This is a genomic window from Pantoea jilinensis, assembly GCF_019104105.1.
GTDB classification, from domain to species: domain Bacteria; phylum Pseudomonadota; class Gammaproteobacteria; order Enterobacterales; family Enterobacteriaceae; genus Pantoea; species Pantoea eucalypti.
Map to the genome: position 1 here is coordinate 2,120,408 of NZ_CP077746.1, position 26,565 is coordinate 2,146,972.

General features: G+C 56.9%; 29 protein-coding genes. 8 read left to right on the forward strand and 21 right to left on the reverse strand.

Annotation, left to right across the window (positions count from 1 at the left end):
- Positions 1-22: 22 nt before the first annotated feature.
- From KTJ90_RS09975 to KTJ90_RS09985, 3 genes are all read left to right on the forward strand, one after another.
- Positions 23-352 (forward strand): cupin domain-containing protein, encoded by a 330-nt coding sequence (locus tag KTJ90_RS09975; RefSeq protein ID WP_003853538.1) that lies wholly within the window; start codon positions 23-25, stop codon positions 350-352.
- 265 nt (positions 353-617) lie between these two features.
- Positions 618-857 (forward strand): hypothetical protein, encoded by a 240-nt coding sequence (locus KTJ90_RS09980; protein WP_008925164.1) that lies wholly within the window; start codon positions 618-620, stop codon positions 855-857.
- Positions 858-1,127: 270 nt separating this feature from the next.
- The gene (locus KTJ90_RS09985; protein WP_442843934.1) at positions 1,128-1,622 is read left to right on the forward strand and encodes a P-loop nucleotide/nucleoside kinase family protein; all 495 of its coding nucleotides are present in this window, start codon (positions 1,128-1,130) and stop codon (positions 1,620-1,622) included.
- 14 nt (positions 1,623-1,636) lie between these two features.
- Here the strand turns inward: KTJ90_RS09985 and KTJ90_RS09990 are convergent, their stop codons facing one another.
- On the reverse strand, positions 1,637-2,530 hold the full coding sequence (locus KTJ90_RS09990; RefSeq protein ID WP_110411420.1) for a dihydrodipicolinate synthase family protein: 894 nt from the start codon (positions 2,528-2,530) through the stop codon (positions 1,637-1,639).
- 550 nt (positions 2,531-3,080) lie between these two features.
- Here KTJ90_RS09990 and KTJ90_RS09995 point away from each other — a divergent pair.
- Together KTJ90_RS09995 and KTJ90_RS10000 are read left to right on the forward strand one after the other, a co-directional pair.
- On the forward strand, positions 3,081-4,388 hold the full coding sequence (locus KTJ90_RS09995) for an MFS transporter (protein ID WP_105099194.1): 1,308 nt from the start codon (positions 3,081-3,083) through the stop codon (positions 4,386-4,388).
- A 10-nt stretch (positions 4,389-4,398) separates the two neighbouring features.
- On the forward strand, positions 4,399-5,208 hold the full coding sequence (locus KTJ90_RS10000; RefSeq protein ID WP_499024410.1) for a molybdate ABC transporter substrate-binding protein: 810 nt from the start codon (positions 4,399-4,401) through the stop codon (positions 5,206-5,208).
- Here the strand turns inward: KTJ90_RS10000 and psrA are convergent.
- Both psrA and KTJ90_RS10010 read right to left on the reverse strand, forming a co-directional pair.
- Positions 5,183-6,082, reverse strand: coding sequence for an L-proline-binding transcription factor PsrA (psrA, locus tag KTJ90_RS10005; RefSeq protein ID WP_003853527.1), 900 nt, complete (start codon positions 6,080-6,082; stop codon positions 5,183-5,185). The genes KTJ90_RS10000 and psrA overlap by 26 nt on opposite strands.
- 14 nt (positions 6,083-6,096) lie before the next feature.
- Complete coding sequence (locus KTJ90_RS10010; protein ID WP_499024413.1) at positions 6,097-6,591, reverse strand: MarR family winged helix-turn-helix transcriptional regulator; 495 nt, start codon at positions 6,589-6,591, stop codon at positions 6,097-6,099.
- Positions 6,592-6,664: 73 nt separating this feature from the next.
- On the opposite strand from KTJ90_RS10010, the gene KTJ90_RS10015 reads away from it, so the two are divergent.
- Complete coding sequence (locus tag KTJ90_RS10015) at positions 6,665-7,600, forward strand: quinone oxidoreductase family protein (RefSeq protein WP_140915586.1); 936 nt, start codon at positions 6,665-6,667, stop codon at positions 7,598-7,600.
- 48 nt (positions 7,601-7,648) lie between these two features.
- On the opposite strand, the gene KTJ90_RS10020 is transcribed toward KTJ90_RS10015, so the two are convergent.
- The 16 genes from KTJ90_RS10020 to KTJ90_RS10095 all read right to left on the reverse strand — a co-directional run bounded on the left by KTJ90_RS10020 (position 7,649) and on the right by KTJ90_RS10095 (position 20,776).
- Positions 7,649-8,089, reverse strand: coding sequence for a thiol-disulfide oxidoreductase DCC family protein (locus KTJ90_RS10020; RefSeq protein WP_008925158.1), 441 nt, complete (start codon positions 8,087-8,089; stop codon positions 7,649-7,651).
- A complete protein-coding gene (locus KTJ90_RS10025; RefSeq protein WP_003853517.1) occupies positions 8,058-8,681 on the reverse strand; it encodes a P-loop nucleotide/nucleoside kinase family protein in 624 nt (207 codons plus the stop codon). Before KTJ90_RS10025 ends, KTJ90_RS10020 begins: the two co-directional genes overlap by 32 nt.
- Positions 8,678-9,115: a PTS sugar transporter subunit IIA gene (locus tag KTJ90_RS10030; RefSeq protein WP_078804386.1), complete on the reverse strand. Its 438-nt coding sequence runs from the start codon at positions 9,113-9,115 to the stop codon at positions 8,678-8,680. Before KTJ90_RS10030 ends, KTJ90_RS10025 begins: the two co-directional genes overlap by 4 nt.
- Before the next feature lie 9 nt (positions 9,116-9,124).
- Entirely contained in the window at positions 9,125-9,394 is a 270-nt protein-coding gene (locus KTJ90_RS10035) for a hypothetical protein (RefSeq protein WP_003853512.1), read from the reverse strand.
- Positions 9,395-9,488: 94 nt separating this feature from the next.
- Entirely contained in the window at positions 9,489-10,331 is an 843-nt protein-coding gene (locus tag KTJ90_RS10040; protein ID WP_003853511.1) for a class II fructose-bisphosphate aldolase, read from the reverse strand.
- Entirely contained in the window at positions 10,318-11,685 is a 1,368-nt protein-coding gene (locus KTJ90_RS10045; protein WP_008925155.1) for a PTS sugar transporter subunit IIC, read from the reverse strand. Before KTJ90_RS10045 ends, KTJ90_RS10040 begins: the two co-directional genes overlap by 14 nt.
- On the reverse strand, positions 11,678-11,992 hold the full coding sequence (locus KTJ90_RS10050) for a PTS sugar transporter subunit IIB (RefSeq protein WP_003853506.1): 315 nt from the start codon (positions 11,990-11,992) through the stop codon (positions 11,678-11,680). Before KTJ90_RS10050 ends, KTJ90_RS10045 begins: the two co-directional genes overlap by 8 nt.
- 9 nt (positions 11,993-12,001) lie before the next feature.
- On the reverse strand, positions 12,002-12,982 hold the full coding sequence (locus tag KTJ90_RS10055) for a 6-phosphofructokinase (RefSeq protein WP_008925154.1): 981 nt from the start codon (positions 12,980-12,982) through the stop codon (positions 12,002-12,004).
- Between the two features lie 444 nt (positions 12,983-13,426).
- Complete coding sequence (locus KTJ90_RS10060) at positions 13,427-14,011, reverse strand: YceI family protein (protein ID WP_003853502.1); 585 nt, start codon at positions 14,009-14,011, stop codon at positions 13,427-13,429.
- Between the two features lie 115 nt (positions 14,012-14,126).
- On the reverse strand, positions 14,127-16,403 hold the full coding sequence (gene pqqF / locus KTJ90_RS10065; protein WP_182629776.1) for a pyrroloquinoline quinone biosynthesis protein PqqF: 2,277 nt from the start codon (positions 16,401-16,403) through the stop codon (positions 14,127-14,129).
- Positions 16,403-17,569, reverse strand: coding sequence for a pyrroloquinoline quinone biosynthesis protein PqqE (gene pqqE / locus KTJ90_RS10070; protein WP_003853499.1), 1,167 nt, complete (start codon positions 17,567-17,569; stop codon positions 16,403-16,405). Before pqqE ends, pqqF begins: the two co-directional genes overlap by 1 nt.
- Positions 17,532-17,810, reverse strand: a complete 279-nt coding sequence (pqqD, locus tag KTJ90_RS10075; RefSeq protein WP_003853497.1) for a pyrroloquinoline quinone biosynthesis peptide chaperone PqqD — start codon at positions 17,808-17,810, stop codon at positions 17,532-17,534. The genes pqqE and pqqD overlap by 38 nt, the downstream gene beginning before the upstream one ends.
- A gap of 3 nt (positions 17,811-17,813) precedes the next feature.
- Positions 17,814-18,569, reverse strand: a complete 756-nt coding sequence (gene pqqC / locus KTJ90_RS10080) for a pyrroloquinoline-quinone synthase PqqC (protein WP_003853494.1) — start codon at positions 18,567-18,569, stop codon at positions 17,814-17,816.
- Between the two features lie 3 nt (positions 18,570-18,572).
- Positions 18,573-19,490, reverse strand: coding sequence for a pyrroloquinoline quinone biosynthesis protein PqqB (pqqB, locus tag KTJ90_RS10085; RefSeq protein WP_039660279.1), 918 nt, complete (start codon positions 19,488-19,490; stop codon positions 18,573-18,575).
- Between the two features lie 54 nt (positions 19,491-19,544).
- Positions 19,545-19,616: a pyrroloquinoline quinone precursor peptide PqqA gene (gene pqqA, locus KTJ90_RS10090; protein ID WP_010245082.1), complete on the reverse strand. Its 72-nt coding sequence runs from the start codon at positions 19,614-19,616 to the stop codon at positions 19,545-19,547.
- 143 nt (positions 19,617-19,759) lie between these two features.
- Positions 19,760-20,776, reverse strand: a complete 1,017-nt coding sequence (locus tag KTJ90_RS10095; protein WP_105099285.1) for a dipeptidase — start codon at positions 20,774-20,776, stop codon at positions 19,760-19,762.
- Between the two features lie 167 nt (positions 20,777-20,943).
- Here KTJ90_RS10095 and leuA point away from each other — a divergent pair, with 167 nt between their 5' ends.
- Entirely contained in the window at positions 20,944-22,659 is a 1,716-nt protein-coding gene (gene leuA / locus KTJ90_RS10100; protein ID WP_312545715.1) for a 2-isopropylmalate synthase, read from the forward strand.
- Here the strand turns inward: leuA and KTJ90_RS10105 are convergent.
- Entirely contained in the window at positions 22,580-23,359 is a 780-nt protein-coding gene (locus KTJ90_RS10105; RefSeq protein WP_033762954.1) for an AraC family transcriptional regulator, read from the reverse strand. The two genes, leuA and KTJ90_RS10105, sit on opposite strands and share 80 nt — an antisense overlap.
- Positions 23,356-24,216: an NAD(P)-dependent oxidoreductase gene (locus KTJ90_RS10110; RefSeq protein WP_140915580.1), complete on the reverse strand. Its 861-nt coding sequence runs from the start codon at positions 24,214-24,216 to the stop codon at positions 23,356-23,358. The genes KTJ90_RS10105 and KTJ90_RS10110 overlap by 4 nt, the downstream gene beginning before the upstream one ends.
- Positions 24,217-24,409: 193 nt before the next feature.
- Between KTJ90_RS10110 and pqqU the strand changes: the two genes are divergently transcribed.
- Positions 24,410-26,530 (forward strand): TonB-dependent receptor PqqU, encoded by a 2,121-nt coding sequence (gene pqqU, locus KTJ90_RS10115; RefSeq protein ID WP_182629775.1) that lies wholly within the window; start codon positions 24,410-24,412, stop codon positions 26,528-26,530.
- Positions 26,531-26,565: the final 35 nt, after the last annotated feature.

The window sequence follows — 26,565 nt, forward strand, 5'->3', positions numbered from 1 at the left end:
CCACGACTGCGTGAGGACAATGATGTTTATCTACCACAAAGAGCGACCACTGGAAGATCTGGGTAACGGCGTGACCCGCCGCGTACTGGCACATGGCGGCACAATGATGGCAGTTGAAGTGCGTTTTGAAAAAGACGCCATCGGTCCGCTGCATCATCATCCCCATGAGCAGCTGACCTATGTGCTGAGCGGACGCTTTGCCTTCACCATCAACGGTGAAACCCGGGAAGTTGGCGCTGGGGACACACTCTATAAAGCACCCAATGTGGTTCATGGCTGTGTCTGTCTTGAGGCTGGCGTGCTGCTGGATACCTTTACGCCACAGCGCGAAGATTTCCTGACCACGAAATAGTGCAGGCGGCCCGGCGGGCCGCCTCATGAACTGCCGCATGACTGCCCATTTTGCCTGCACGAAAAATTTGACTTAAAACGCGTACAATTTTTCCACCATTCCCTTCCCAGCTAACTGAATGATTCACCACAGTTTCCCCTCATGCCGCGCTGCGCTTAGCTTCCTGTAAAAAATCATTCGGGCTCACTTCTGTACAAAATGAAGATCGTTGTATAAGTTTAATGACAACGCCAGTTCGTTTTTTAACCCGTAAAAGGATAATAATATGCCGATGCAAAACACCCTTACCTTGCCGCTGAATCACAACGCGCCGGTTAATAGTGAGTTCCGTTCATCCTTTGCTGCATCTGAGCAGGATAAACTTAATTTTCTAATCGAAGAGTTACTGGAAGCGGGCAAGGAAAAAAGCTGTATGGAGCTACTGCGTCATCTGGCCTCTGCGGACAGTGCTGAAGAAGAAGCCTGTTGCCGTGAACTGCTGACGTTGCTGATGGCCCAAAAATGAAGTCTGTAGCTGGCTGTTCAGCACAGATTCAACACCGGGCATTACCACGAAAACCCGCCTGACCGTATTTCCCCGTTCAGGCGCGTCACCTCTGCTGAAAAGCTGCCGCTTTTTTGCACCGTAATTTACACCGACGCGAATATTGATAGCTGATAGCTGATATACGTGTACGACCTTGTTAAACCGACCCGACGACTCTCATTGCTTCTCTTTCAACTCTTTTGTTAGCCTGAATCTCCCCGATTTATTATCAGGTTCCACAGGCGTGCTATGACCATGACCTCTTTCTCCGCCACGCTGCATCTGCTGTGTGGAAAAATAGCGTCCGGGAAATCGACGCTGGCAGCGCAGCTGGGTGCTGCGCCCGGTTGCGTAGTGATCAGCGAAGATCAGTGGCTGGCCGCACTCTATAAGGATGAGATGCAATCGGTGGCTGATTACGCGCGTGTTGCGGCAAAGCTCAGGAAGGCGATGACGCCGCATCTGGTCGCATTGCTTAACGCAGGCGTATCGGTTGTGCTCGATTTTCCGGCCAACACCCGGGGGAATCGTGACTGGATGCGCTCGGTGATTGAGGCATCCTCTGCCGACCATCGCCTGCATTATCTGGATATGCCGGACGCGCTGTGTAAAGCGCGTCTGCACGCCCGTAATCAGAGCGGCGAACACGCCTTTGCCGCCACGGACGAGCAGTTCACGCTGATTACCCGCTATTTTGAACCGCCGCAGGAGGAGGAAGGCTTTAACCTGGTGCGGCACAGTTAACATCTTCTGCAAATTTACGAGAGATCGAGTGCCGCAAGCACCTCAGCAATCTGCTGGTTATCCGCATCAGAGAGTGGCAACAGCGGACGCGGCAGGCAGTCGCGTGCCGTCAGTCCCAGCAGACCTGCTGCGGCATTCATCACCCTGAAGCTGCCGCCGTGCTGGCGGAACAGCGACCACAAAGGCTGCAGGCGCTCCGACTGCGCCCTGACGCTCTCATGATCACCTGCTGCTGCTGCGTCGGTCATTGCTTTCGCGACACGTGGGAACAGCCCGCCGCACACGGAATACCAGCCATCACAGCCTGCAATCAACGCATTGGCAGCAGACGCGTCGCCGCTGATGCCAACCGACACGGAAGCAGGCAGTATGTCGCGCAGTTGGGCCAGGCGATCATTTGCTGCCGATTGCGCCGCCGGAACACCGGGAATTTTTACCGACCCGATACCGGGAAGTGAGGCAATCCGGCTCAGTAACGCATCGGAGAACGTAAAATGGGTGGTGCGCGGATTGTCATAAATGCAGACTGGCACCGAGGCGTGTCGCGTCACGGTTTCAAACAGCGTAAACACTTCATCTTCTTTCAACGCCTGATACCCCAGCGGTGGCAGCAGTAAAGCGGCTGCGCCCGCCTGCTGCGCATCCTCTGCCAGCGCCAGCACCTCATCAGTATTTATCGCGCCAATGCAGATCATCACTGGAATCGCCTCTGCATGTTCAACGGCCCGCCCGGCAATGCGCCTGCGCTGTGCCCGTGTCAGCCAGGCGTAGCTGCCGGTGGACCCCAGCACGCCCAGAGAATCGACTTTTGCCTCCGTCAGCCTGCGCAGGATCCGAATAAAAGCCGCTTCATCGGGTTTGCCATCGGCAAAAGGAGTAAGGGGAAAGGCACTGAGTCCGCTGAACATACGCTTTGCTCCATCATGAGACTGTTCGGGCTGTCACCTTTACAGTCATATTTCGTCACTGGCCGAAGCATGGCTTTGCCCCGCCCGCTATTTTTGCGCTACAGCCCTTTTTGCTCTTACCCAAAGGAAATAGCGATGATTGCCGTACTGTTTGAAGCCGAGGCACGACCCGAACATCAGATGCGCTACCTGCAACTCTACGTACGTTTTTCGACATCACCGTTGCCTGATGCCTCCACGCCACCTCGGTCCTGAACCTCTTTGCCCCCAGCATCGCTGACCTCTGGTCACGCCAGAATCTCCGTTTTAGACGGTAACACGCATATGAAATCTGTCACAATTCCGCAAACTTATCTCACGCACGTTAACATGAGCAGAAAAACAGCCACCCGATTCAAGTTACTGAATAAAATAGGTTTTATATGATAACCCCCAGAAATCATGTTCCCCACACATCAATCAATGCCCTTTTTGCACTTATTTAGCGACGGGCGCTGATCCACTCTTCAGTAACAGGCGCGGCAAAAAGCGTCAAACCTTACTGGAGTTACTGATGCAAACGACCTCACCCATGACTCATCGCGCCAGGATTGGCGCCATATTTCGTGTTACCTCCGGCAATTTCCTCGAACAGTTCGATTTCTTCCTGTTTGGTTTCTATGCCACTTACATCGCCCATACCTTTTTCCCGGCCAGCAGTGAGTTCGCCTCACTGATGATGACCTTTGCAGTATTTGGCGCAGGATTCCTGATGCGCCCGATTGGCGCAGTGGTGCTGGGGGCGTACATCGATAAGGTCGGTCGCCGTAAGGGCCTGATTGTCACGCTCTCCATCATGGCGGCAGGCACCTTTATGATCGTGCTGATCCCCTCCTACCAGAGCATTGGCCTGTGGGCGCCGATGCTGGTGCTGATCGGTCGGTTGTTACAGGGCTTCTCCGCCGGCGCGGAGCTGGGCGGCGTGTCGGTCTATCTGGCGGAGATCGCTACGCCCGGCCGCAAGGGCTTCTACACCAGCTGGCAGTCGGGTAGTCAGCAGGTCGCCATTATGGTGGCGGCGGCGATGGGCTTTATCCTCAACGCCGTGCTGGAAGAGAGCGCCATCCGTGAATGGGGCTGGCGTATTCCGTTCCTGTTTGGCTGTCTGATTGTGCCGTTTATCTTCATATTGCGTCGCAAACTTGAAGAGACACAGGCGTTCAACAACCGTCGCAGCCATCCCGATGTGAAGCAGGTGTTCCGCATCCTGCTGGCTAACTGGCAGGTGGTGATTGCCGGGATGCTGATGGTGGCGATGACCACCACGGCGTTTTACCTGATTACGGTTTATGCGCCGACCTTTGGCAAAAAAGTGCTGCTGCTCAGCGCCTCTGACAGCCTGCTGGTGACCTTGCTGGTAGCAGTGTCGAACTTTATCTGGCTGCCGATTGGCGGCGCGATCTCCGACCGCTTTGGCCGTAAGCCTGTACTGGTCGCCATGACACTGCTGGCGATCGTCACCACCTATCCGGCCCTGAGCATGCTGGCGGCGGCACCAGGCTTTTCGATGATGCTGGGTGTGCTGCTGTGGCTGTCGATGATCTACGGGCTCTACAACGGCGCGATGATCCCGGCGCTGACCGAAATTATGCCAGCGGAAGTCCGTGTGGCGGGCTTCTCACTGGCCTACAGCCTGGCAACAGCGCTGTTCGGTGGTTTTACCCCGGTGATGTCAACCGGCCTGATTGAGATGACCGGCGATAAAGCCTCGCCAGGTTACTGGATGAGTTTTGCGGCAGTTTGCGCTCTGGGCGCGACACTCTACCTCTATCGTCGTACCCGCAGTGCCGTCACGCCTGCCCATGAAACTGTTAGCTGAGGAACGGAAGATGAAACTGAAAACGATGTCACTTTATGCTGCCCTGCTGTTTAGCGTGGCAGGCAGCGTCACAGCGCAGGCAAAAGAACTGACGGTAATGATCTCCGGCGGGTTTAAAGCAGCGTGGGATACCCTGTCGCCACAATTCGCAAAACAGGAAGGGATCACCATCAACACCGTTGCTGGTCCGTCAATGGGTAAAACACCGCAAGCCATTCCTGCCCGGCTGGCACGCGGTGAACCGGCTGATGTGGTCATCATGGTTGGCGATGCGCTAAGCAATCTGCAAAAAGAGGGCGCGACGCTGCCAGGCTCACGGGTTGAACTGGCGGACTCCCGCATTGGCGCCGTCATTAAAAAGGGTGCCACACCCATTAAAATCGGCAGCGAAAGTGAGTTGCGTACTGCCCTGCTGAATGCCTCTTCCATCGCCTATTCTGACAGCGCCAGCGGCAAATATGTCAGCAGTCAGCTGTTCAAACGGCTGGGCATTGAGGATCAGGTTAAAGGCAAGGCGGTAGAAGTTGAACGCATCCCGGTCGCTTCCCAGGTTGCTGAAGGTAAATACGCCATCGGGTTTCAGCAGGTCAGTGAGCTGTTGCCTGTTTCAGGCGTAACCTTCATTGGTGAACTGCCGGACAAGCTGCAATACACCACTCGTTTTGCCGGTGCCGTGGTGCGCAGGTCAGCACAGCCAGATGAGGCAGCGAAGCTGCTGCACTGGCTCGCCTCGCCCGAGGCTCAGCAGGCTGTCCACGCCAGCGGCCTGCACACCGTGAAAGCGTCAAAACCGGTTAAAGTCGCTGATACTGTTCAATGATCAGGTTCTCCAGTTCGCTGGCGATATGTGACAGTATCCGGCCATTTTTGCGCAGCAGGCCCACAGTGCGTTTCACCGGTGGATCGGTTAACGGCACCGCCGTCAGCAGCGCGTGCTCGTAGCCAGGTAGCGACATGGCGGGGACGGCAGCAATGCCGAGCCCCGCCTCAACCATCCCCAGCATAGTTGTCACGTGCCGGGTTTCACAGACACAGGGCTTCTCCGGCATAACAGCCTGTAACGCCTGATCGAGCAGGTTACGGTTGCCGGAGGTTTTATCCAGCCCAATCCATTCATGCTGATAAAACGCCTGCCAGCTCAGGCTCTTTTTGCCTGCTATCGGATGGTCTCGCCTGCAGGCCGCCACGTACGGGTCATCCATCAGCGGCTGAAAATGCACATCCGGCTGCGAGCGGCTGGAAAAACTGATGCCGAAGTCAGCCTGCCCGCCAATCACCGCGTCATAGACGTTAGCCGCACTGCTGTCGATCAGTTTCACGCGTACGCGGGGATAGCGCACCTGAAACAGCCGGATGATGTTGGGCATGAAATAGTAGGCCGCTGACGGCACGCAGGCCACAGTAATCAGTCCGGTGCGGGCTAAGCTCACCTCACTCAGATCGGCCATGACCTCTTCAAAATCGGCCAGCAGCTTTTCCGAACGCTGAGCAAACGCATGCCCTTTCAGCGTCAGCGTGACGCGGCGTGTGGTCCGCTCAAACAGCTTAATACCCAGCGTGGTTTCCAGCTTATCGATGCGGCGGCTTAGCGCCGACTGTGAAAGGCAAATCGATTCCGCCGCCAGGCGAAAATTGCCAAACTCCACCAGCGCGCGAAAGGCGTAGAGATCGTTGAGATCGAAATTAACCGGCATGGTTTTCTCTTCCCTTAACCTGCATCAGACTTTTGTTCATCATTTTCATCGCCTTCCGTTTGACCAAAGTCGGACACGAATCTGCTGAGCAGTTGTTCCAGCGTATCACGATCGCTTTCCGGCCAGTGCCGGAAGACGCGCTGATAAACCTGCACACGTTGCGCATCGATTTTATCCGTCATCGCTCTGCCATCCAGGGTGATTGCTGCCTCGTTAATTCTTTTGTCCTGCCGGTTTTTCTGCCGCCGGACCAGTCCGGTCTCTTCCAGTTTCGCGACCTGACGACTGACCGTGCTGTAGTCACGCCCTACCCGATCGGCCAGTTCACCCACGCCGATCGGCCCGAACCGGCTGACCTGCACCAGAAGCGGAAAAAGCGCCCGATCGAGGTCGATACCCGCCGCTTTAATCATCGCTACATCGCGCTGGGGCCGGTTAAGCGCGCTAGCAATCGTCAGCAGACAATTGTGCAGCGCATCGTATTTATGTGTATTTTGCACACTTTTCATTGACGCCATCCAGAGGCAGGAATAATGTGTGTACTTTACACTTAATTGCTTATTATTAGAAGGACAGCAACCTATGAAAGCAGCCATCATTCGTCAGGCCGGTCAGAAACCACACTATGGGGATTTCCCCACTCCTCAGCCCGCTGAAAACCAACTGCTGGTTCGCGTGAAAGCCGCCGCCATGAGCCAGCTGGTCAAAGCACGGGCGGCAGGCACGCATTACAGCGCCACTGCGCCCTATCCTCTGGTGCCAGGCATTGACGGCACCGGTTACCTCGAAAACGGCGATGCCGTTTACTTTCTGACCTTTGGTACCGCGTCGGGCAGCATGGCGGAAAGTGTGGTGGTCAATGCCCGCTGCGTCATTCCGCTTCCTCCAGCGCTGGACCCCGTGGTCGCCGCCGCGCTTGCCAATCCAGGCATGTCTTCATGGGCCGCACTCACCCGCCGGGCTGAACTGCGCAAAAGGGAAACCGTGTTGATTAACGGCGCAACCGGCACATCCGGCCGCCTGGCGATTCGCATCGCCCGCAGTCTTGGCGCGGGCAAAATTATTGCGACCGGCCGGAACCCGGAGATACTGCAGCAACTGCTTAATGAGGGCGCAGACAGCGTCGTGACACTGGATGCTATGGCCGCTGAACTTCCTGCCCTGATGGCAGACGGCATTGATGTGGTGCTGGATTATCTCTGGGGTGAGAGCGCGCTGGCGATCATGGAAGCGGCGGTGCGAGGCGGTGATCATGTCGTTCGCTTCGTTCAGATTGGCTCACTCAGCGCACAGGAGATTCCTTTGCACAGTCATTTGCTGCGTGCATCCGGGCTGACACTGATGGGGAGTGGTCTGGGCAGCGTATCCAACGCAGACCTGATTGACTCACTGGCAGAACTACTACAGGCTGCCGGGCAGCACGGCTTTTCGGTGCCTTTTAAACCACGGCCTCTTTCTGAGGTGGATACAGCATGGGATGAAGATGACAGCCGCTGTCGAACAGTGTTTACGCTGTAGTCTCCCGCGGCATCAACAGCGCGGGCCTGCCTGTCGGACAAGCCGCCACTAACCTTCGGACGGCATCGGATGCAGAAAACGGTCAGGATAATCGGGCGTGAGAGCATGCTGCTCGCTATAGCGGCCAAACAGCTTATAGCGGTTTAACGCGATGCGGTCGTAAGCCGCGTTATTGATCACGTCCGGAAAGTGACGCAGCACCGCCAGCCCGCGCCAGGGTGCTGGCAGGTGCTGCATAACACGGAAAACCGCCTGCGCCCGCAGCCAGTGCTGATTACCGTCAATGTAGACAAGGGTGCTGATATTCTCTTCCGGCAGTCCGGCCCAGCGCAACAGCGCTTTGCCCTGCTCGCTCTGCACCGAGGCAAAACGGACCTGCCGCGCCAGATGGTGGCGCAGCAGAAACTGAACCCAACCATTACACAGCTTACAGACGCCGTCATAAAGCACGGCGCTTTCACCGGTTTGCAGATACGGGGGCGACGACATCCTGCAACTCCTCACTCCTCTGATGATGAGCTGAAGTGTAGCGGGTTCTGGTCAGTTGCTGTTGCAGCCAGTGGATAACGGCAGCGTGATCCTGGGCGCAGGCATCCACCTCAAACAACGGCCCCAGCGTCATTGGCCTGGCCTGTTGTGCCAGCTGATGAAGTTCAGGCAGGTACTCAGCGCCTGGATGCCCCGGCAGTCGCTGGGTCAGTCGCGCCTGATAGCGCGCCACCGCCACCTCCGGTTCAATCTTCAGCCACAGCTCAAGCACCTCTTCGACGCCCGCCTGTTGCAGTCCCTGCTCCAGCAGCGCGCGCGGCTGAAAACCAAACCAGGCATCGATCAGCCAGACCTGACTGGCGGGTGCCTGTTCGACGATGTTCCAGATCGCCTGATAGGCCGCGCAGCCCAGTTGCCGGTTACGCTGCCGATCGACCGGCGCAAAAGCGTGCATAAAAGGCTCTTTCAGGCTGTCCAGCGTCAGCACCGGCCAGCCAAAGTGTTGTGATAGCGCGTGCGTCAGGGTGCTCTTACCCGACGCCGGAATGCCGTTAACCAGCACCACGCGTTTAGGGGGGATATTTTGTGTCATAGGATATCGATAACCTCCGCGACACTGCTGGCCCGACGTAACCGGACCAGCGTCTCCTCATCCTCCAGCAGCGACACAATCGCGCGGATCCCCTCTTCAATGTGGGCGTTGCTGTCGCGCGCGCCAAACATAATCACAATGTCCGCCTTTTCACTGCCCTCAAACGAGATCGGTTCATTCAGCAGGATCATACTGAAACAGTCGCGGATCACCCCCGCTTCCGGCCGGGCATGAGGAATGGCAATTCCCTCCTCAAACACATAATACGCCCCATGGGCCAGGGTGTTCGCGATCACCGCATCCGGATAGGTGGCGTCGAGATAGCCGCCGCTAACCAGCGGTTCGGCGGCCAGCGCGATAACCTGACGCCAGTCCGTGGCGTCGATGCCAATCTGAATGGCGTTGGCCTCTTGCAATAACTGCTTAATCGTCATCAGCTCTCCTTAAATCGACTGGCGAACCACATTGCGTAATTCATCGATTTTGACAAACAGCGCATCAATTTCATTACGATAGCGACGGCTTTTCGCAAATAAACTTAATGCCCGGTTATATTCCAGCATTAATTGTTTTTGCGTTTCGCCATCACGCGGGTTAATTGCGAGCTGCTGCTCCAGTTGCGTTATTTTCTCGCGACTGACTTCCGCCAGATGATCCTGCTGCTGCTCGCTGGGTTGTTCCGCAGCCGGAGACTTTTTTAAGAATCCAAACATAGGCTCTCCTGCCCCCTATATGCCGGGGTGTCTCAGATTAATAGTGATGATAAAAACGTTTAACGCAATAATTCGGTGATGGCGACGCGGGTAATTAACGGAATAACTGCATCTTCTCTACCAGCACATTGGTCACTGCATCATTGGCGGGCACCAGGAAATTACGCACGCTGTCATTGACCTTGCCTTTCTCAAAGGTCGATTTGCACTGCGCCACCCACTGCACATTCATTTCGGTGCCGACATTGACCTTCTCAATCCCGCTGCTTACCGCCAGTCGCATATCTTCATCGCTGACGCCGGTGCCACCGTGCAGCACCAGTGGCGTGTGGGTTGCCGCCGTAATATCCGCCAGGCGCTGATGCTGAATATGCGCCTTCCCGGTGTAAAGGCCATGTACGGTGCCGATTGAGATTGCCAGCATATCAACGCCGGTCTCTTCAACGAAACGGCGTGCATCTTCCACCGGCGTAAACGCGATCGCCTCCATCTCCACACATTTACCATCTTCCGAACCGCCAATCGCACCCAGTTCCGCTTCAACTGAAACATTATGCGGACGCGCCATATCAATCACCCGGCGGGTATTGGCAATATTCTCTTCAATCGGCAGATGTGACCCGTCATACATCACGGAACTGAATCCGGCATCTATCGCCGTCTGAATCGCCGCTAAATCGGAACAGTGATCGAGATGCAAACAGGTCGGCACATTCATACTCTCCGACAGCGATTTAATGGCATCGACCAGCAACTTATGACCGAGATATTTCGCCGTGCCGGTGGAGATCTGAATCATTAAGGGACTGTTGGTCTTCTCTGCCGCTTTAAAATAAGCGGGCAACATTTCCAGGCAGTGAAGATTAAAAGAACCCACCGCTTTAAAGTCACGCTGTTTAGCCAGCTTTAACAGGTCGGCGAAATTATAAAGTTTCATGGATTTTTTCCTCTTGAGGTTTGGTGGATTTGCCGTTAACAAACCAGGCAAGCGCGGTAACAAAAGCAATAAACAGGGCAACAAACAGCCAGTTATTCTGGAAGGCGTGGCCGAGTACCAGGCCGGTACTGATGACGTCCGAGTCACTGAAGGTCACGCCGGTGAAGCCGTAGCTCTCCAGCATTGGCACCAGGATGGCGGGCAGAATGGTGATAAAGAGTCCGTGGACGAAGCCGCCGATCATCGCGCCGCGTCGTCCGCCCATGGCATTACCAAAGACCCCAGCGGTGCCCCCGGCAAAGAAGTTGGTCAGCAGTCCCGGCAGGATCATCGCCAGTCCAAACATCGGGAAGACGAGCATGCCAACGATGGAGCCGAGCGTGGTGGCGAGGAAGCCGACAATCACCGCGTTCGGGGCGTAAGGAAACATCACCGGGCAGTCCAGCGCCGGTTTGGCATCGGGTACCACGCGCATGGCGATGCCCCGGAAAGCAGGCACCAGCTCGTTGAGCAGCAGGCGGACACCGCTGTAGAGCACAAAGACCCCGGCCACGAACTGAATCGACTGCATAAAGGCGTACATCAGGTAGTTCATGCCGTTGCTGTACTGGGCAATGAATGCCGGACCGGCCGCCACGGCGGGGATCAGGTACATCGGCACCATCACCAGCGCCATCGACAGATAGGTATCCTGCAGAAACTTAAAGTTATCGGGCAGCTTCAGGTCTTCGGTGGAGCGCGATCCTTTGCCCACCACCTTGGCGACCGCCGCCGTGACCAGATAGCCAATGGTGCAGAAGTGACCCAGCGCCACATCGTCGGAGTCGGTGATACGCCGCACCACCGGCTGTGCCAGCGCGGGCATCACGACCGCCATGATCCCGCCGAAGATGCCGCCGGTCAGGATCAGCGGCAGGCCAGTCAGCCCCGCTTTGTAGCCGATGACAGCGCCAATCGTCGCCATCCACAGCAGGGCCTGGCCCGTCAGGAAGATATACTTAAAGGGTGTCAGCCGCGCGATGATGATATTGACGATAAAGATCACCAGCAGCGTCAGCGCCACTTCAGATCCCAGCTCACGGTTAGCCAGTCCGGCGATAGCGGCTACATCGGTGATATAACCGCGCATGCCAAAACCGTGGGTAAAAATGGTATTGAGGAACGTCAGCGTCCCCACAATAATATTGATACCCGCCATCATAATTAAAAAGCCGAGCAGGGTTTTAAAGGTGCCTTCCACCACCTTGCCTGCTGATTTCTTCTGCAGCAGCAGACCAATCAGCGCAATAAACGCGATCAGAATTGAGGCCTGCCCCAGCAGATCTTTTACCAGAAAGTCGATCACACTATTCATGGGCAGCGACCTTCTCGTTACGTTCTTTTAAAAAGGCCAGGATCTTCTGCTCTATTTCCACTTTATCGGTGAGCCGGTTAAGAATAATGACCCGTTTAATCTGCTCCGGACTGGCGTCGGCATTTAATACATCGGCAAAGGCTTTTTGCGTCAGGATCATATCTGACTTAAATGCATTCGCTTCTGAAATGGTGGTGTGATCGATATCAGCCTCAATTTCCAGTTTTTTTAATACTGCTTTTGCGCTCATCTCAATCGCAAAACTGGAGCCTAATCCACAACCACAGACACATAATATTTTCAGCATGGTTTTTCCTCACACTATATTGAGTTGTTTAGCGAGTTTGTAATGGTGCCCGTCAATATCGACCAGGCGTTTTTGCATGCTTATTAAATCAATCGGGATCGGTTTATTGCTGCCATTAATAATGACCGCTTTATTCCGCATGCCTGACTGAATACAACGCACCACTTCACTGGCCATAATGGTGCCCTGATAAATTTCTTCGCAGGTGGGATCACCATTGCGCAGTCCGTAACCGAGAATAGTTTTACGGATGCGTACGCCAATAAGCGGCTCAAGCTGTTTGATCAAGGTGTCGATCGCCCCCTGAAAACCGGGCGAATATTCACGGGTGTAGCCTTCTGAACAGAGGATGACCACGCTGTTCTGTTCGGCCAGCCGTCCGGTGATGCGCTGTGCCAGTTGTGGCAAAGGAATCTGGCACTCCGGAATCAGGGCGATATCCGCATTGGATTTAATCGCCGATTGCAGCGTTAATTCGCCGCAATAGCCGCCGAGTAACTCCAGCATAAAAACCCGGCCCGGTAAGGCGCGGCCGGTATTACGCAGCTTTGCGACCTCTTTTAATACCTGCTCGCAGGCGGTAGAAAATCCCAGCGTGTAATCACTGCCGAAGACATCATTATCGATGGTCATACCGACGCCGAAACAATTAACGCCAGACTCCGACAGGATGTGGAGAAACTGCAGCGATCCGTCACCACCCGCCATGATTAATACGTCAATACGTGCGCTTTTCAGCTGGCGCGCAATTAAATCATATTCGCTGCGCACCAGTTTCTTTTCCGTCCTTCCGGACTGCATCACCGGAATCGGGGCGATGGCAAAGTCGAGCAGATCGCGCTGGCTGATATCACGATGGTTATTTGCCAGAAGGCCGGGAATGCCGCCGTCAAATATCACCATCTCAGCCTGCGCGAGACGCCCTATCTGGAAGACAAAGTTATTTATTCCGGTGACATCCCCGCCACTGATCACCATTCCAATGCGCATTTCCCTCACCCCGCTGGCTTACTCTGCTGAGGGCCATTCTTCCGGTTCACGGCGTTGCTATTTGCAGAGGAGATCACAGTTACGCGCGGTATTTTTCGGGCAGGCGTGTTGACAGCAGTAGCTTAAGGCCTTTATTTGTGAGCTGAGTCACTCTATTCCAACTTATTACTTCACGGACGAATCAATACAAATCATCAGCTTAGGTTGCCGAACAGGTTTTTGATTTGGCCAACAGAATAACGAATGATCGGGCATAAAAATGGCATTGCGAATTTGTGACTTTCACCTCATTTTTCCCGGTTCTGGCCCGGTTCAGGCGATTAAAATAGTTTTTATCGGGAGGGCTGGATTATTCAGTGCACGTAAAAAAGGGAATATTTCAGGAGATGCAGGAAAGGAAGAAAAATGAATCAGGGGCGCAGCGAGCTGCTGCGCCCCACACACTTATTTCGCGTAAGCTTCGGTAGACAGCGTCAGGGTGACGTCGTCGCTTACCGCCGGGACATATTTGTCCAGCCTGAAGTCAGAACGCTTGATGGTGCCGGTGGCATCAAAACCAATCGCCTGCTTCTTCACCATCGGATGCTCGCCCTGCTTGTTCAGCGTGGCGTGCAGCGTAACAGGCTTAGTGATCCCTTTCAGGGTCAGGTTACCTTCAACGTCAAATTTGTTGTCGCCCTTTGCAACCACTTTGGTGCTGTGGAAGGTCGCAGTTGGGTATTTGGCCGTGTCGAAATACTCAGCGCCTTTGAACTCTTTGGTCAGCGCCGCAACATGGCTGTCGATTTTGCTGACTGGCAGGGTTACGTCAACGCGTGATGCTTCCGGATGATCTTTATCAAACACCAGCGTACCGGTTGCATCCGGAATATCCGCGGTAGGATTTGAGAAGCCAAAATGGTTCCAGGCCACAATGACAGACGTATGCTCAGGATTCAGCTGGTAGTGCATCGCCTCAGCCTGAGATAACGGGGCGTAAAGGGTAGCAGCGGCTAACAGGGGCAGTGCGATACGTTTGAAGTTCTTCACAGTCAATTCCTTATCCGGACAAAAGTGAACTGAGTGTGGTTCAGTTAGCCCGAAATAGACAGTGAAGAGATTTGTCCGTAATTTTCAAATAAATTCAGCAACTTTATATCGGGCGCTATACATTTTCTCCCCCGGTAAACAGCACGCGCCAGCGGCGGCGATCCTGAATCAGTGTGCGGTGCAGCTGTTGCAGATCGGTAAGGGTCAGCGCCTCTATCTGCGCCGCATCCGGTTCTGCCAGACCATTTTCACGGCGTAACTGCGCCAGTGGCTGCGCCACTTCCCGGCTCAGCAGACGCGTTTTCAGTGCCACCAGGTCACACTCTGCCAGCGTCTCGTTAAGGGAACGCAGGAAGTTGCGGCAGTAGCGCAACAGTGACAGCGCGCTGTAATCGGGCGACTGCAGCGCAAACACTACGCCATCTTCATCGGCACAGCGCATATAGCGGCTGTTAACGACATACCCTATAGGTTGTTCAACCCGATAGCGCTGGAAGAAACGCGGCTCGTAGATCAGCGCCAGCGCACGTAATGCCGCAAGCTGTTCAGGACGGTGCAGTGGAATAAACAGCAACAGCGCGTTGTCCGTACTGGCGTGCAGCAGACGCGTCATGCCCGTTTGTGTGGTCATGCGTTTTGGTGGCGTGTCAGGGTTAACCGGCAGCGACAGCGCGCTCAGCCGCCGGGCAATCAGCGAATGCAGCGCCGCGTTGCCGCCTTTAAGCGCCGCCCGCCAGCAATCCGGCGCAAAGGTCGCTGCCAGCTGATAAGGCAGCTGCTGCTGCAGCGCGCGGATTGCGATGCTTTCGACAGGTGACGGCAGGTTTGCCTCAACCGGCAGCGACAGTGCACAGACAATCTGGCTCAGCGCCTGATCAGTGACCGCCTCATCTGTCGTCAGCTGAAGCGTGAGCTGCCATACGCCCTCTACTTCCTGCCAGCAGCCGTTACCGCCCTGGTGACGCAGCGCAGCAAACAGCGGACGCAACCGCCGCCCCAGCGCTTCGCCCACCTCGGCGGTAAACGTTGAGTAAAACTCGGGTCGCAGAATCAGCACGGGGTTCGGGTTATCTGACTGATAATGCGGTAACGCCACCGACTCTTCGGGCAGGGGATCAGGCGTAATGGCGACATTAAGCGGATAGAATGTGAAATTCACCGCGGGCAGCGCGTCAGGTGGTGCTGGCTGCCAGTGGGTCAGTGCCAGACTGTAACCCTGTGTGATGAGGTTTTCTGATGGCGGTTGCGGCGTACAGCAGAGCAGGGTGCCCGGCGCGCTGTTAAGCCTCTCCAGCAACAGTAGCAGTACAGGCAGCGTTTCATCAGGCGCAAAGCCAACGGCGCGCTGACGGAGTTGCTCCATAAGTGACAACGTCACAAATCGTTGCTGACTAAGCTCATGATAGTGCTGATGCTGTGCCTCACCGATCTGGCTCAGTGCCTGCAGGTAGCTATCAATCAGCGCATTCACGGTTTCTGGCATCTCAGTTTCGACACCCAGCGCCAGCCAGAGCGCACCGCCTGCCTGATAGATCCACTTCAGCTCCAGCGTTTCCGCCAGCCCCTGCTCGCGCAGCGTTGCCAGCAGCGATCCGGGTGCCTCATCCAGCAAAAATTCACGCCACAAAGTGACACCGTCACTACTTTCAATCAGCCAGGTGCGCCATAACGCTGGCGAGGCGCTATCCGCCAGTCGCCAGCAGGTCTGGCTGTTCAGCTGCGGCGGTGGCAGATCCTGTTGCCACTGACCAGCAGGCAGCGCGCTGGCAAACTGACGTGCCAGCTGCTCCAGTTCATCCAGTGACTGCGGTCCCTGAAGCCAGAGCCGCATATTACTGGCGAAATAGTAACGCTGATGGAACTGACGCAGCGCCCGTTGCAGCGCAGACATCTCGTCGCCAAAGCTCGCCCGGCTGCCGATATGGAAGCGCTGAAATTCCGCAGGTGATTGCGCGGAATGCAGCAGTGCCGCTTCGATGCGGGATGGCTCATGGCGCTGCAACAGCTGATACTCGGCGTCAATCACCGCCACTTCCTGCGCGATGGCCTGATTATCCAGCAGCGGAGAGACGAGCATATCCTGAAGTCGGGCCAGCCCGTCAGCCAGCAACGACGGCGTCACCTCAAAGAAAAACGCGCTGCGCCGGGCCAGCGTGGTGGCGTTGACCTTCCCGCCCTGGGTCTGAATCCAGCTCATCAGCCGGCCCTCATCAGGCCAGCCGCTGCTGCCGGTGAACAGCAGATGCTCCAGCAGATGCGCCAGTCCGGGCCAGCGTTCTGGCTCATCGTGGCTCCCTGCACCCACCTGAATCAGGGCAGCGGCCTGGCTGGCATCTGCCTGATGCACCAGTTCAATCATCAGACCGTTTATCACCAGGCCGCGCGTTTTCATCAGAGGTTCCGTGTTTTGTAGATCAGTTGCGAGTTGCTGCGGTTACGGAACTGCAGCTGACCAATTTTAATGTCGCTGCAATCCGCCTCACGCCGGGCTTCAAGGATTTTGCCGTGATGCGGCGATTTGCTGCAGACCGGATCGGTGTTGTCGGCATTGCCGGTCAGCATGAAAGCCTGACAGCGACAGCCGCCAAAATCTTTCTCTTTCTCATCACAGGAGCGGCACGGCTCCGGCATCCAGTCGAAACCGCGATAACGGTTAAAGCCAAACGAGTTATACCAGATATCGTCCAGGCTTTGCGTCAGTACAGAGGGAAATTCCACCGGCAGCTGGCGCGCACTGTGACACGGCAGCGCCGTGCCCTCTGGCGTCACGCTGAGGAAGATAGCGCCCCAGCCACCCATGCAGGGCTTGGGTCGCTCTTCGTAGTAGTCTGGCGTCACAAACAGCAGGTTGGTCAGATTGCCGGTGGTGCTCATCCGCTCACGGTAGGTTTTCACCACGGCTTCCGCACGGGCGATCTGCTCACGTGTCGGCAGCAGACCTTCACGGTTAAGCTGCGCCCAGCCGTAGAACTGACAGGTCGCCAGTTCAACGTCATCTGCCTCCAGCTCAATACAGAGGTCAATGATTTTATCGATCTGATCGATGTTATGACGATGCAGCACGAAGTTCAGCACCATCGGATAGCCGTGGGCTTTCACCGCTTTCGCCATCTCCAGCTTCTGCTGAAACGCTTTTTTCGATCCCGCCAGCGCCGCATTCAGGGTTTCGTCACTCGCCTGGAAGCTGATCTGGATATGATCCAGACCCGCTTCGCTGAACGCATCCAGCTTCTTCTCGGTCAGGCCAATGCCGGAGGTGATCAGGTTGGTATAGAAGCCAAGGTCGCGCGCCGCCTTGATCAGCTCAGGCAGATCTTTTCGCACCAGCGGCTCGCCGCCGGAAAATCCGAGCTGAACGCTGCCCATCGCGCGCGCCTGACGAAAGACTTCGATCCACTGCTCAGTCGTCAGCTCCTTCTCCTGCTGGGCGAAATCCAGCGGGTTAGAGCAGTAGGGACACTGCAGCGGACAGCGATAGGTCAGCTCTGCCAGCAGCCAGAGCGGCGGATTCACACCAGGTTTATGCGGGGTCACGGAACTGTATCCACTTCTGTTCATAGGCTGACTGCAGGAATTCTAAGACGTCCGGACCCACGCCGCCCGCTTCCGGAAAACGGTTATCCAGGGTCGCGATAATCGCGGCGATATTCTGTTTGCCATCCACCAGCTCAAGAATGGCGGCGGCGGTTTCGTTCAGCTTTGCCATGCCTTCAGGATAAAGCACCACGTGCGTATCCTGAGCAGCTTCCCACTGCATACGGTAGCCGCGACGAAACGCGGCAATCGAGTTTTCATTCATCTGTTATACCAGTCGGGTGGTGTGCCACGCCGCCTTGTCTGTGACGGTGTGATAAGGCGGACGTTTCAGCTCGTAAGCCATGGTCATGGCGTCCAGCATGCTCCATAAAATATCGAGCTTAAACTGCAAAATTTCCAGCATCCGGTTCTGCGTTTCAGCGGTAGTGAAGTACTCCAGCGCCAGCGCCAGACCATGCTCCACATCGCGGTTCGCCTGACCCAGGCGGCTGCGGAAGTAGAAATAGCCCTCTTCTTTGATCCATGGATAGTGCTGCGGCCAGCTCTCAAGCCGTGACTGGTGGATCTGCGGAGCGAACAGTTCGGTGAGCGAGCTGCAGGCCGCCTCCTGCCAGTTGGCGCGGCGGGCGAAGTTAATGTAAGCATCCACCGCAAAACGCACGCCCGGCAGCACATGCTGCTCTGACAAGAGTTCTTCGCGCGTCAGACCGACCGCCTCGCCCAGCCGCAGCCAGGCCTCAATGCCGCCCTCTTCGCCATTGCTGCCGTCGTGGTCAAGGATGCGCTGAACCCATTTGCGGCGGGTCGCCGGATCGGGACAGTTAGCCATGATCGCCGCATCTTTTAGCGGAATGGTGGTCTGGTAATAGAAGCGGTTTGCCACCCAGCCCTGAATCTGCTCGCGCGTGGCCTGACCGTTATGCATCGCAATGTGATACGGGTGATGGATATGGTAGTAAGCGCCTTTGTCGCGCAGGGCCTGTTCAAAAGCCTGTGGTGACAGCGTGTCAGTGATCTGCATGATTTAGCCCTGAAGATGGATCGCCATCCCGTCCCAGCTCACCTCTATTCCCTGCCCCGTCAGAAACTGACGCTGCGGTGACTGCTCGTTAAGGATCGGATTGGTGTTGTTAATGTGGATCAGAATTTTGCGTCTGGCCGGCAGAGACGCCAGCAACGCCATCAGTCCCTGCTCTTCCGCCAGCGCCAGATGGCCCATCGCCTTGCCGGTGTTGTGACCCACGCCGGTAGCCAGCAGCTCATCATCCTGCCAGACGGTGCCATCAATCAGCAGGCAATCCGCTTTTTGCAGCCACGGCAATATCACCGCATCGGGCTCGCCCAGACCGGGTGCGTAGAGCAGCGTCTGGCCATTCGCCCGGTTTTCAATAAACAGCGCCACGTTGTGGCCGGCAAGCGGCCTGTCGCGGAAGGGCGAGTAAGGCGGTGCATTGCTGATAATGGGAATCGCCGTGAACTTCAGATCTGTGCAGACATCGACGCTGAACGGCGTCAGTGGCGCAATCGGCCGGTGCTGTAAGCCGCCATTCCAGTGGGTGAGCATCGGAAAGATCGGGAAGCCGGTGCTGAGGTCAGCATGCACTTCCGGCGTACACCACACCTGATGCGGGCAGCCTTCACGCAGGCTCAGTAGCCCGGTGGTGTGATCGATCTGGCTGTCGGTGAGGATAATCCCCCCAATCGCCGTGCCGCGCAGCACGCCCTGGCGGGTCAGTTCTGGCGTATGCAGGATCTGCTGGCTGATATCGGGTGAAGCGTTGCATAGCACCCAGTCTTCGCCGTTATCGCTCAGGATAATTGACGATTGCGTGCGTGCCTGGGCCTGAATCGTGCCATTACGCACGCCGTGGCAGTTGGCGCAGTTACAGTTCCACTGCGGAAATCCGCCACCCGCGGCTGAACCGAGGATTTTGATAAACATAGAGGAAAACCAGAAGTTGAAAAAAAATGCCCGCTCAGAGGGCGGGCAGAACGATTAACGGTTGGAGATGTACAGAGTGACTTCCAGACCGAGACGCATATCAACGAAAGTTGGTTTTTTCCACATGAGTTACTTCCTCTTGGTTAACAGTAAAAAAGCTGTCTGAAATCAGCGTGACCGGCAATGAATGAGACGGCCGTCACAATTTCCAGGCAGATGTTGCGCCAATGGCGCGTCGGGATCAAGTCCGGAACGTAAGGAAATTGTTATCACAGCCCGGTCAGTTGTAAAACCCGCTGCCAGTTTCCCCATGCCAGTTTCTCAGTCAGTGTCTGATCATAGCCTGCTTCCTGAAAAGCAGCGAGCAATCGCGGCATTCCGCTGACATCGCCCAGCGCTGCTGGCGGGGTAATTCCGTCGAAATCGGAGCCAAACGCCACATGGTCGCTGCCCATTATCTTCAGGAGGTGATCACAATGCTTAACAATTTCTGTTAATGGCGTGTCAGCGTCGCGTTTACCGTCGGCGCGCAAAAACGCATTACCAAAATTAATGCCGACCAGACCGCCGCTGTCGCGGATCGCCAGCAGCTGGTCATCGGTCAAATTGCGCGGTTGCGGACAGAGGGCGTGCGCGTTGGAGTGGCTGGCGACCAGCGGCGCAGTGGAAAGCCGGGCGGTTTCCTGGAACGTCTTCATGTTCATGTGCGACACGTCGATCATCATCTTCAGCTCACCCGCCTGCTGAATCAACCTTTCGCCGGCAGCGGTCAGGCCCGGTCCGGTGTCGGGCGAGCCGGGAAAACTGCCGCTGACGCCTTCACCAAAGCGACTGCGCAGATTCCAGAATGGCCCGATGCTGCGCACCCCCGCCTGCCAGAAGGCGTGCAGCTGTTCGCCCTCCTCGTCCAGCGCATCAGCACCTTCAATGTGAGCCACCATCGCCAGTACACCGTCGGCGCGACAGGCAATAATATCTTCACTGCTGCGGCAGAGTCGCGCCCGCCCGCCTGACGCATCGGCCAGCTGCTGCAGGATCTCAAGCTGTTGCCACATGATCTCCAGCGGGCGATACGGCTCATCGGCCCGAACCGGAACGGTGCGGGCGATATATTCCTGCGGCGGCACAAAGATCGCAAACAGCCCGCCACCCATTCCGCCCTGCTGAATGCGCGGAAAGTCGAGATGCCCCCGCTCAATACCCTGATAAAACGCCTGCGCGGGCGCATCACGATGATGCAGCCAGAGGTTAAGCAACAGATCGTTGTGACCGTCAAAAATCAGCATAAGCGTCCACCCAGTTAAACAGGCGACCATGCTAACCCCACCAGGCGGATTCATCAAACCAGAGCGCACGGAGGGTGTTGTCACTTTTGCACATCAGGTTGTCAGCGTTGCGCGCGCGGTTTGCAGGGCTTGTCGTCAGACTGGTAAAAAAACACAAGGAGAATACTATGCTGACCCAACCTGCTGATAAATATCGTGCCTCTCCGGTCGTGTCTCTGCCCGATCGCCAGTGGCCTTCACGCCAGCTCACCCAGGCCCCGCGCTGGCTCTCCACCGATTTGCGTGACGGCAATCAGGCGCTGGCAGAACCGATGGATCGGGAGCGGAAGATGGCATTCTGGGATCTGCTTCTGCGCTGCGGGTTCCGCGAAATTGAGGTCGCCTTTCCCTCGGCGTCACAAACGGATTTCGATTTTGTGCGCGACCTGATTGAGCAGCAACGCATCCCGGCGGATGTGACGTTACAGGTGCTGACTCAGGCACGCGAGGATCTGATTACCCGCACATTTGTGTCATTACAGGGTGTTCCGCGTGCCATCGTTCATCTCTACAACGCCACCGCGCCGCTGTTCCGCGAGCGGGTATTTAAACAGAGCAAAGCGGAAATCGTAGAGCTGGCCATCGCGGGCGCATGCCAGATCCGCGCGGAATGCGAGGCGCAACCCGGGACTGACTGGACCTTTGAATATTCGCCTGAGACCTTCTGCTTTACCGAGCCGGAGTTTGTGCTGGAGATTTGCGAGGCGGTAGCCGATGTCTGGCAGCCTGACGCGCAGCGGCCGATGATTATTAATCTGCCCGCCACGGTGGAGGTGAACACACCCAATGTCTATGCCGATCAGATTGAATTTTTCTGCCGTCACTTCAGCCGTCGTGACGCCGTCTGTATCAGCGTGCATCCGCACAACGATCGCGGCACCGGGGTAGCCTGTGCCGAACTGGCCCTGCTGGCGGGCGCTGACCGGGTCGAGGGCTGCCTGTTTGGTAACGGTGAGCGTACTGGCAATGTGGACCTGGTGACGCTGGCGCTGAATCTCTATACCCAGGGCATTTCGCCGCAGCTCGATTTCAGCCAGATGCATGAGGTGATTGAGGTGGTGACACGCTGCAACCAGTTGCCGGTTCATCCCCGTCATCCCTATGCGGGTGAACTGGTCTTTACTGCCTTCTCGGGTTCTCATCAGGATGCGATTAAAAAAGGGTTCGCCATCCGCGCCGAACGACAGGAGAAAGCGTGGCAGATGCCCTACCTGCCGCTGGATCCAGCCGACATTGGCTGCAGCTATGAGGCGGTGATCCGTGTGAACAGCCAGTCGGGAAAAAGCGGTGCGGCCTGGCTGCTGGAGCAGAATCATGGACTACAAATGCCACGTTCGCTGCAGCAGGATTTCAGCCGCTGTGTTCAGCATGAGACAGACCGGCACGGCGGCGAGATGACGCACTACGCGCTGTGGCAGCTCTTCTGCCGTCAGTATGGTGTCACACAGCCCATGGTGGCGTTACAGCGGGCGGACAGCCAGAGCGACAGCGGCGGGCAGACGCAGATCAGCGCCAGCGTAGTGGTTCAGGACCGCTCACTGACACTGACCGGCAGCGGCAATGGCTGGCTTTCAGCGGCGGTGAATGCTCTGCGCAGCGCGTTTGATCTGCATCTGACCATTGAGGACTATCACGAGCACACGCTGGGACGGCGCAGTGACAGCCGCTCGGTGGCCTATATCAGCTGCGTGGATGTCCGTGGTGTGCGGGCCTGGGGAGTGAGTATTGATAACGACACGGCCCGTGCCGCATTGCAGGCGCTGCTCAGCGCGGCAGGCCAGTTTCTAGAGGGGGAAAATAGTCCGTGGGCGCCACGCCCAGCAGACGACGAAACATCGCACTAAACGCACTGGGGCTTTCATAGCCCAGCTCCAGTGCCACCCGCAGCACGGAGTCGCCCTGCGCCAGTCGCGTCAGGGCGATGGCCAGACGGGCGCGCCGCACCCAGTCACTGAACTGCAGGCCAGTTTCGCGCATGAAATGACGGGCCAGGGTGCGGCCCGAAACGTTAAGGTGGGCGCTGGCGCGCAGCAGCGTCCAGTTTTCACCGGGTGTCTGCTTGATCTGCTCGCACAGCGCCTGTAAACGGGGGCTGTTGGGTGTCGGCAGTGCAAAAGGCAGCACATCCATGCCGCGAATCTCATCCAGAATTAACTCCATCACCCGCTCAGCCCGGCTCCCGGCGCTGTAGTGCTCCGGCAGGCTGAGGGCCGTGACGATTAACTCACGCAGCAGCGGCGAGATCTGTACCACCTGACAACTGGCGGGCAGATCGGCGCGCGCCAGTGGGTCGATAAAAAGGGTACGTGCCGCCACGCTGCCGGTAATCTGCAGCGCATGGCGGGTAAAAGCCGGGAGCCAGACGCCGCGGCTCGGCGGCACAACCCAGCTGCCAAACTCTGTCTCGACCCGCACCACGCCGCTCAGAGTATGGATCAGTTGGGCGCAGGCGTGATGATGCCAGGGTTCGCTGGCCCCGTGCAGGTAGTCGTGCGCCAGCGGCACCAGCGGGCGCGTACTGAAGTCAAAATGCTGCTGACTCATTGCGCCTTCAGGTAGCGGTAGATGACCGCCAGATCCTCTTCGCCGTGTCCGGCGTCAACCGCCTGCTGCCAGAGCTGCGCGATGTTCTCCAGCGCCGGTAATGGCGTCTCTGCCGCATCCAGCGCCAGGCGGGCATCTTTGAGCGCCCAGATCAGATGCATCTGCGGTGTATAGTCGTCGCTGGCGATCATCCCAAGCTTCATTTTCGCATAAGGCGCAGCCAGTGGACCGCCCTCCAGCACCTGCCAGAGATCGTCGGTGGAGAAGCCGAACTGCCCGGCCAGTTGGGTACTCTCCGCCAGGCTCTGCATCATGCCGATCAGCCAGCTGTTGATGACCAGTTTCATGCGGCTGCTCTTGCCCGCCTCACCCAGCCACTTTGTCCCTTTACTGATGGCGGCAAACACCGCTTCTGCCGCCTGCGCCCGGCTCTGATCGCCGCTGGCCAGCACCAGAATCTGTGCGTTCTCTGCGGGCGCTTTGGTGCCGGAGACCGGTGCGTCGATCAGTAAAAGATCGGGCCGTTTTTCTGCGAAAAAGGCGATCAGCGCGTCGGTTTTCTCGATGCCAATGGTACCCATCTGGCACAGCGTCGCGCCCTGCTTAAACGTCTCTTTCGCCTGATGCAGCACCTGCTCGGTGGTGTCGCCATCGGAGAGCATGGCAATCACCACATCCGCCTGACGCACCGCCTCTTCCGGCGAGTCAGCCAGCTGTAAACCGGCCTCCAGCAGATCCTCACCGCGTGCGCGGGTACGGTTCCAGCCGTGTACGCGAAAGCCTTTTTTCAGCAGGTTGGCGGCAAATGCGTGCCCCATTGCGCCTAATCCCAGAACCGCCACTTCAGGTTGTTGCATGTTGACTCCCCTGGTTTATCTGTCTGTATCCGACCCTGTCGGATGATTTATCACGGAAAAGCTGAATTCCAGCCTGGCGGTAAACCGAAAAAAAATCCAGCCCGAAACGGTGTACCCCATCGCATCAAACCCTTACCATACGCGGCGATTGTTTCACCTGATTCATTTACGCTTCTTTTTTAGGCCTCTGATAATGAAAATAATCTCTCTGCGTCAGGCGACGCTGCTGATGTTGCCTGCCATTTTGCCGCTGCCGCTGCTGGCGGCAGATAATCAAAATACGCTGGTCGTAACGGCCGCGCCGCCGGAAACGGGCCTTAACGAACTCGACACGCCTGCCGCCCTGAGTGTGGTCAGCGGCGACGATATGCGTCAGGCAGCACCGCGCGTTAATCTGTCGGAAAACCTCAGCAGCGTGCCGGGTCTGCAGATCCAGAACAGGCAGAATTACGCACAGGACCTGCAGCTGTCGATGCGTGGCTTCGGCTCCCGTTCAACCTACGGCGTGCGCGGTCTGCGCATCTACGTGGATGGCATCCCGGCCACCATGCCGGATGGGCAGGCACAAACCTCCAATATTGATATCGGCTCAATTGATCATGTCGAAGTGCTGCGCGGCCCCTTTTCTGCGCTGTATGGCAATGCCTCGGGCGGCGTGATCAACGTGACGACCCAGCAGGGACAGCAGCCAACCACGCTTGAAGCCAGCAGCTGGTACGGCAGTTATGGCAGCTGGCGCAACAGCGTCAAAGCCAGTGGTGCGACCGGTGACGGCAGCCACGCCGGGGATGTGAACTACACGGTCTCCGCCTCCCGCTTCACCACTCACGGCTATCGCGATCACAGTGCTGCGCAAAAGAACCTCGGCAATGCCCGGCTGGGCGTGCGGATCGATGATGTCAGTACCCTGACGCTGCTGTTTAACAGCGTTCACATTGATGCACAGGATCCTGGCGGTTTAACCGAAGCGCAATGGCGTGACAATCCGCGTCAGGTGGTGAGTAACGTTTCGCTCTATAACACCCGTAAAACGGTGGATCAGACTCAGGGTGGCCTGCGTTATCAGCGCCAGATGAGTGAAAACGACGACCTCAGCGTGATGCTCTATGCCGGGATGCGCGAAACCACGCAGTTCCAGTCAATTCCTGCCGCTGTTCAGCGCACTCCGTCTCATCCGGGTGGCGTCATCGCCCTGACCCGCCACTATCAGGGCGTCGATACCCGCTGGACCCATCGCGACACGCTGCTGTCGATTCCGGTGGCGGTGACCGGCGGCCTCGACTACGAAACTATGACCGAGCGCCGCAAGGGCTATGAGAACTTCACGGTCAGCAACGGCGTGACGCAGTTGGGTGAACAGGGCAATCTGCGCCGCAATGAACGCAATCTGATGTGGACGCTTGATCCTTATCTGCAGACCGCCTGGCAGCTGACCGATAAGCTGTCGCTGGATGCCGGCGTGCGCTTCAGCACCGTGAACTTTGACTCCAATGACTTCTATATCCGGCCTGGTAACGGTGACGACAGCGGTGAGGCGCGCTATCACAAATGGCTGCCCGCTGCGGCGCTGAAATATGCCTTTGACCCAGGCTGGAATGCCTATGTTTCTGCCGGTCGCGGCTTTGAAACTCCGACCATTAATGAGCTGTCTTACCGTTCAGATGACGCGACGGGCCTGAATCTGGGCCTGAAACCGGCCACCAGCGACACGCTGGAGATCGGCAGCAAAAAACGCATCGGCAATGGCCTGGTCAGCGCGGCGCTGTTCCAGACCGACACCCGTGATGAGATTGTGGCGGATGCCAGCAGCGGCGGCCGCACGACCTATAAAAATGCCGGTCAGACCCGTCGTCGCGGTCTGGAGTTAAGCCTGGATCAACAGTTCGCCTGGAACTGGCGGCTGAAGATGGCCTATACGCTGCTGGATGCGCGCTACCGCAGTAACGCCTGTGGCAGCGACAGCTGTGACGGCAATCGCATCCCTGGCATCGCCCGCAACATGGCCTATGCCGGACTCGGCTATCTGCCGGAACAGGGATTTTACGCAGGCAGTGAGGTTCGCTATCTGAGCCAGATCGCCGCTGAAGATCAGAACAACGTGAATACCCCGTCTTACACCGTGGCGGCGGTGAACAGTGGCTATAAGTGGCTGGTTGGGAACTGGACGCTGGATCTGTTTGGCCGGGTCGATAACCTGTTTGACCGGCACTATGTGGGTTCAGTGATTGTGAATGAGAGTAATGGTCGCTACTTCGAGTCAGCACCTGGCCGTAACTACAGTGTCGGTTTAACGCTGGGTTACGCCTTCCGCTAAAAGCATCCGGGCCACCCTGGCGGTGGCCCCGATCT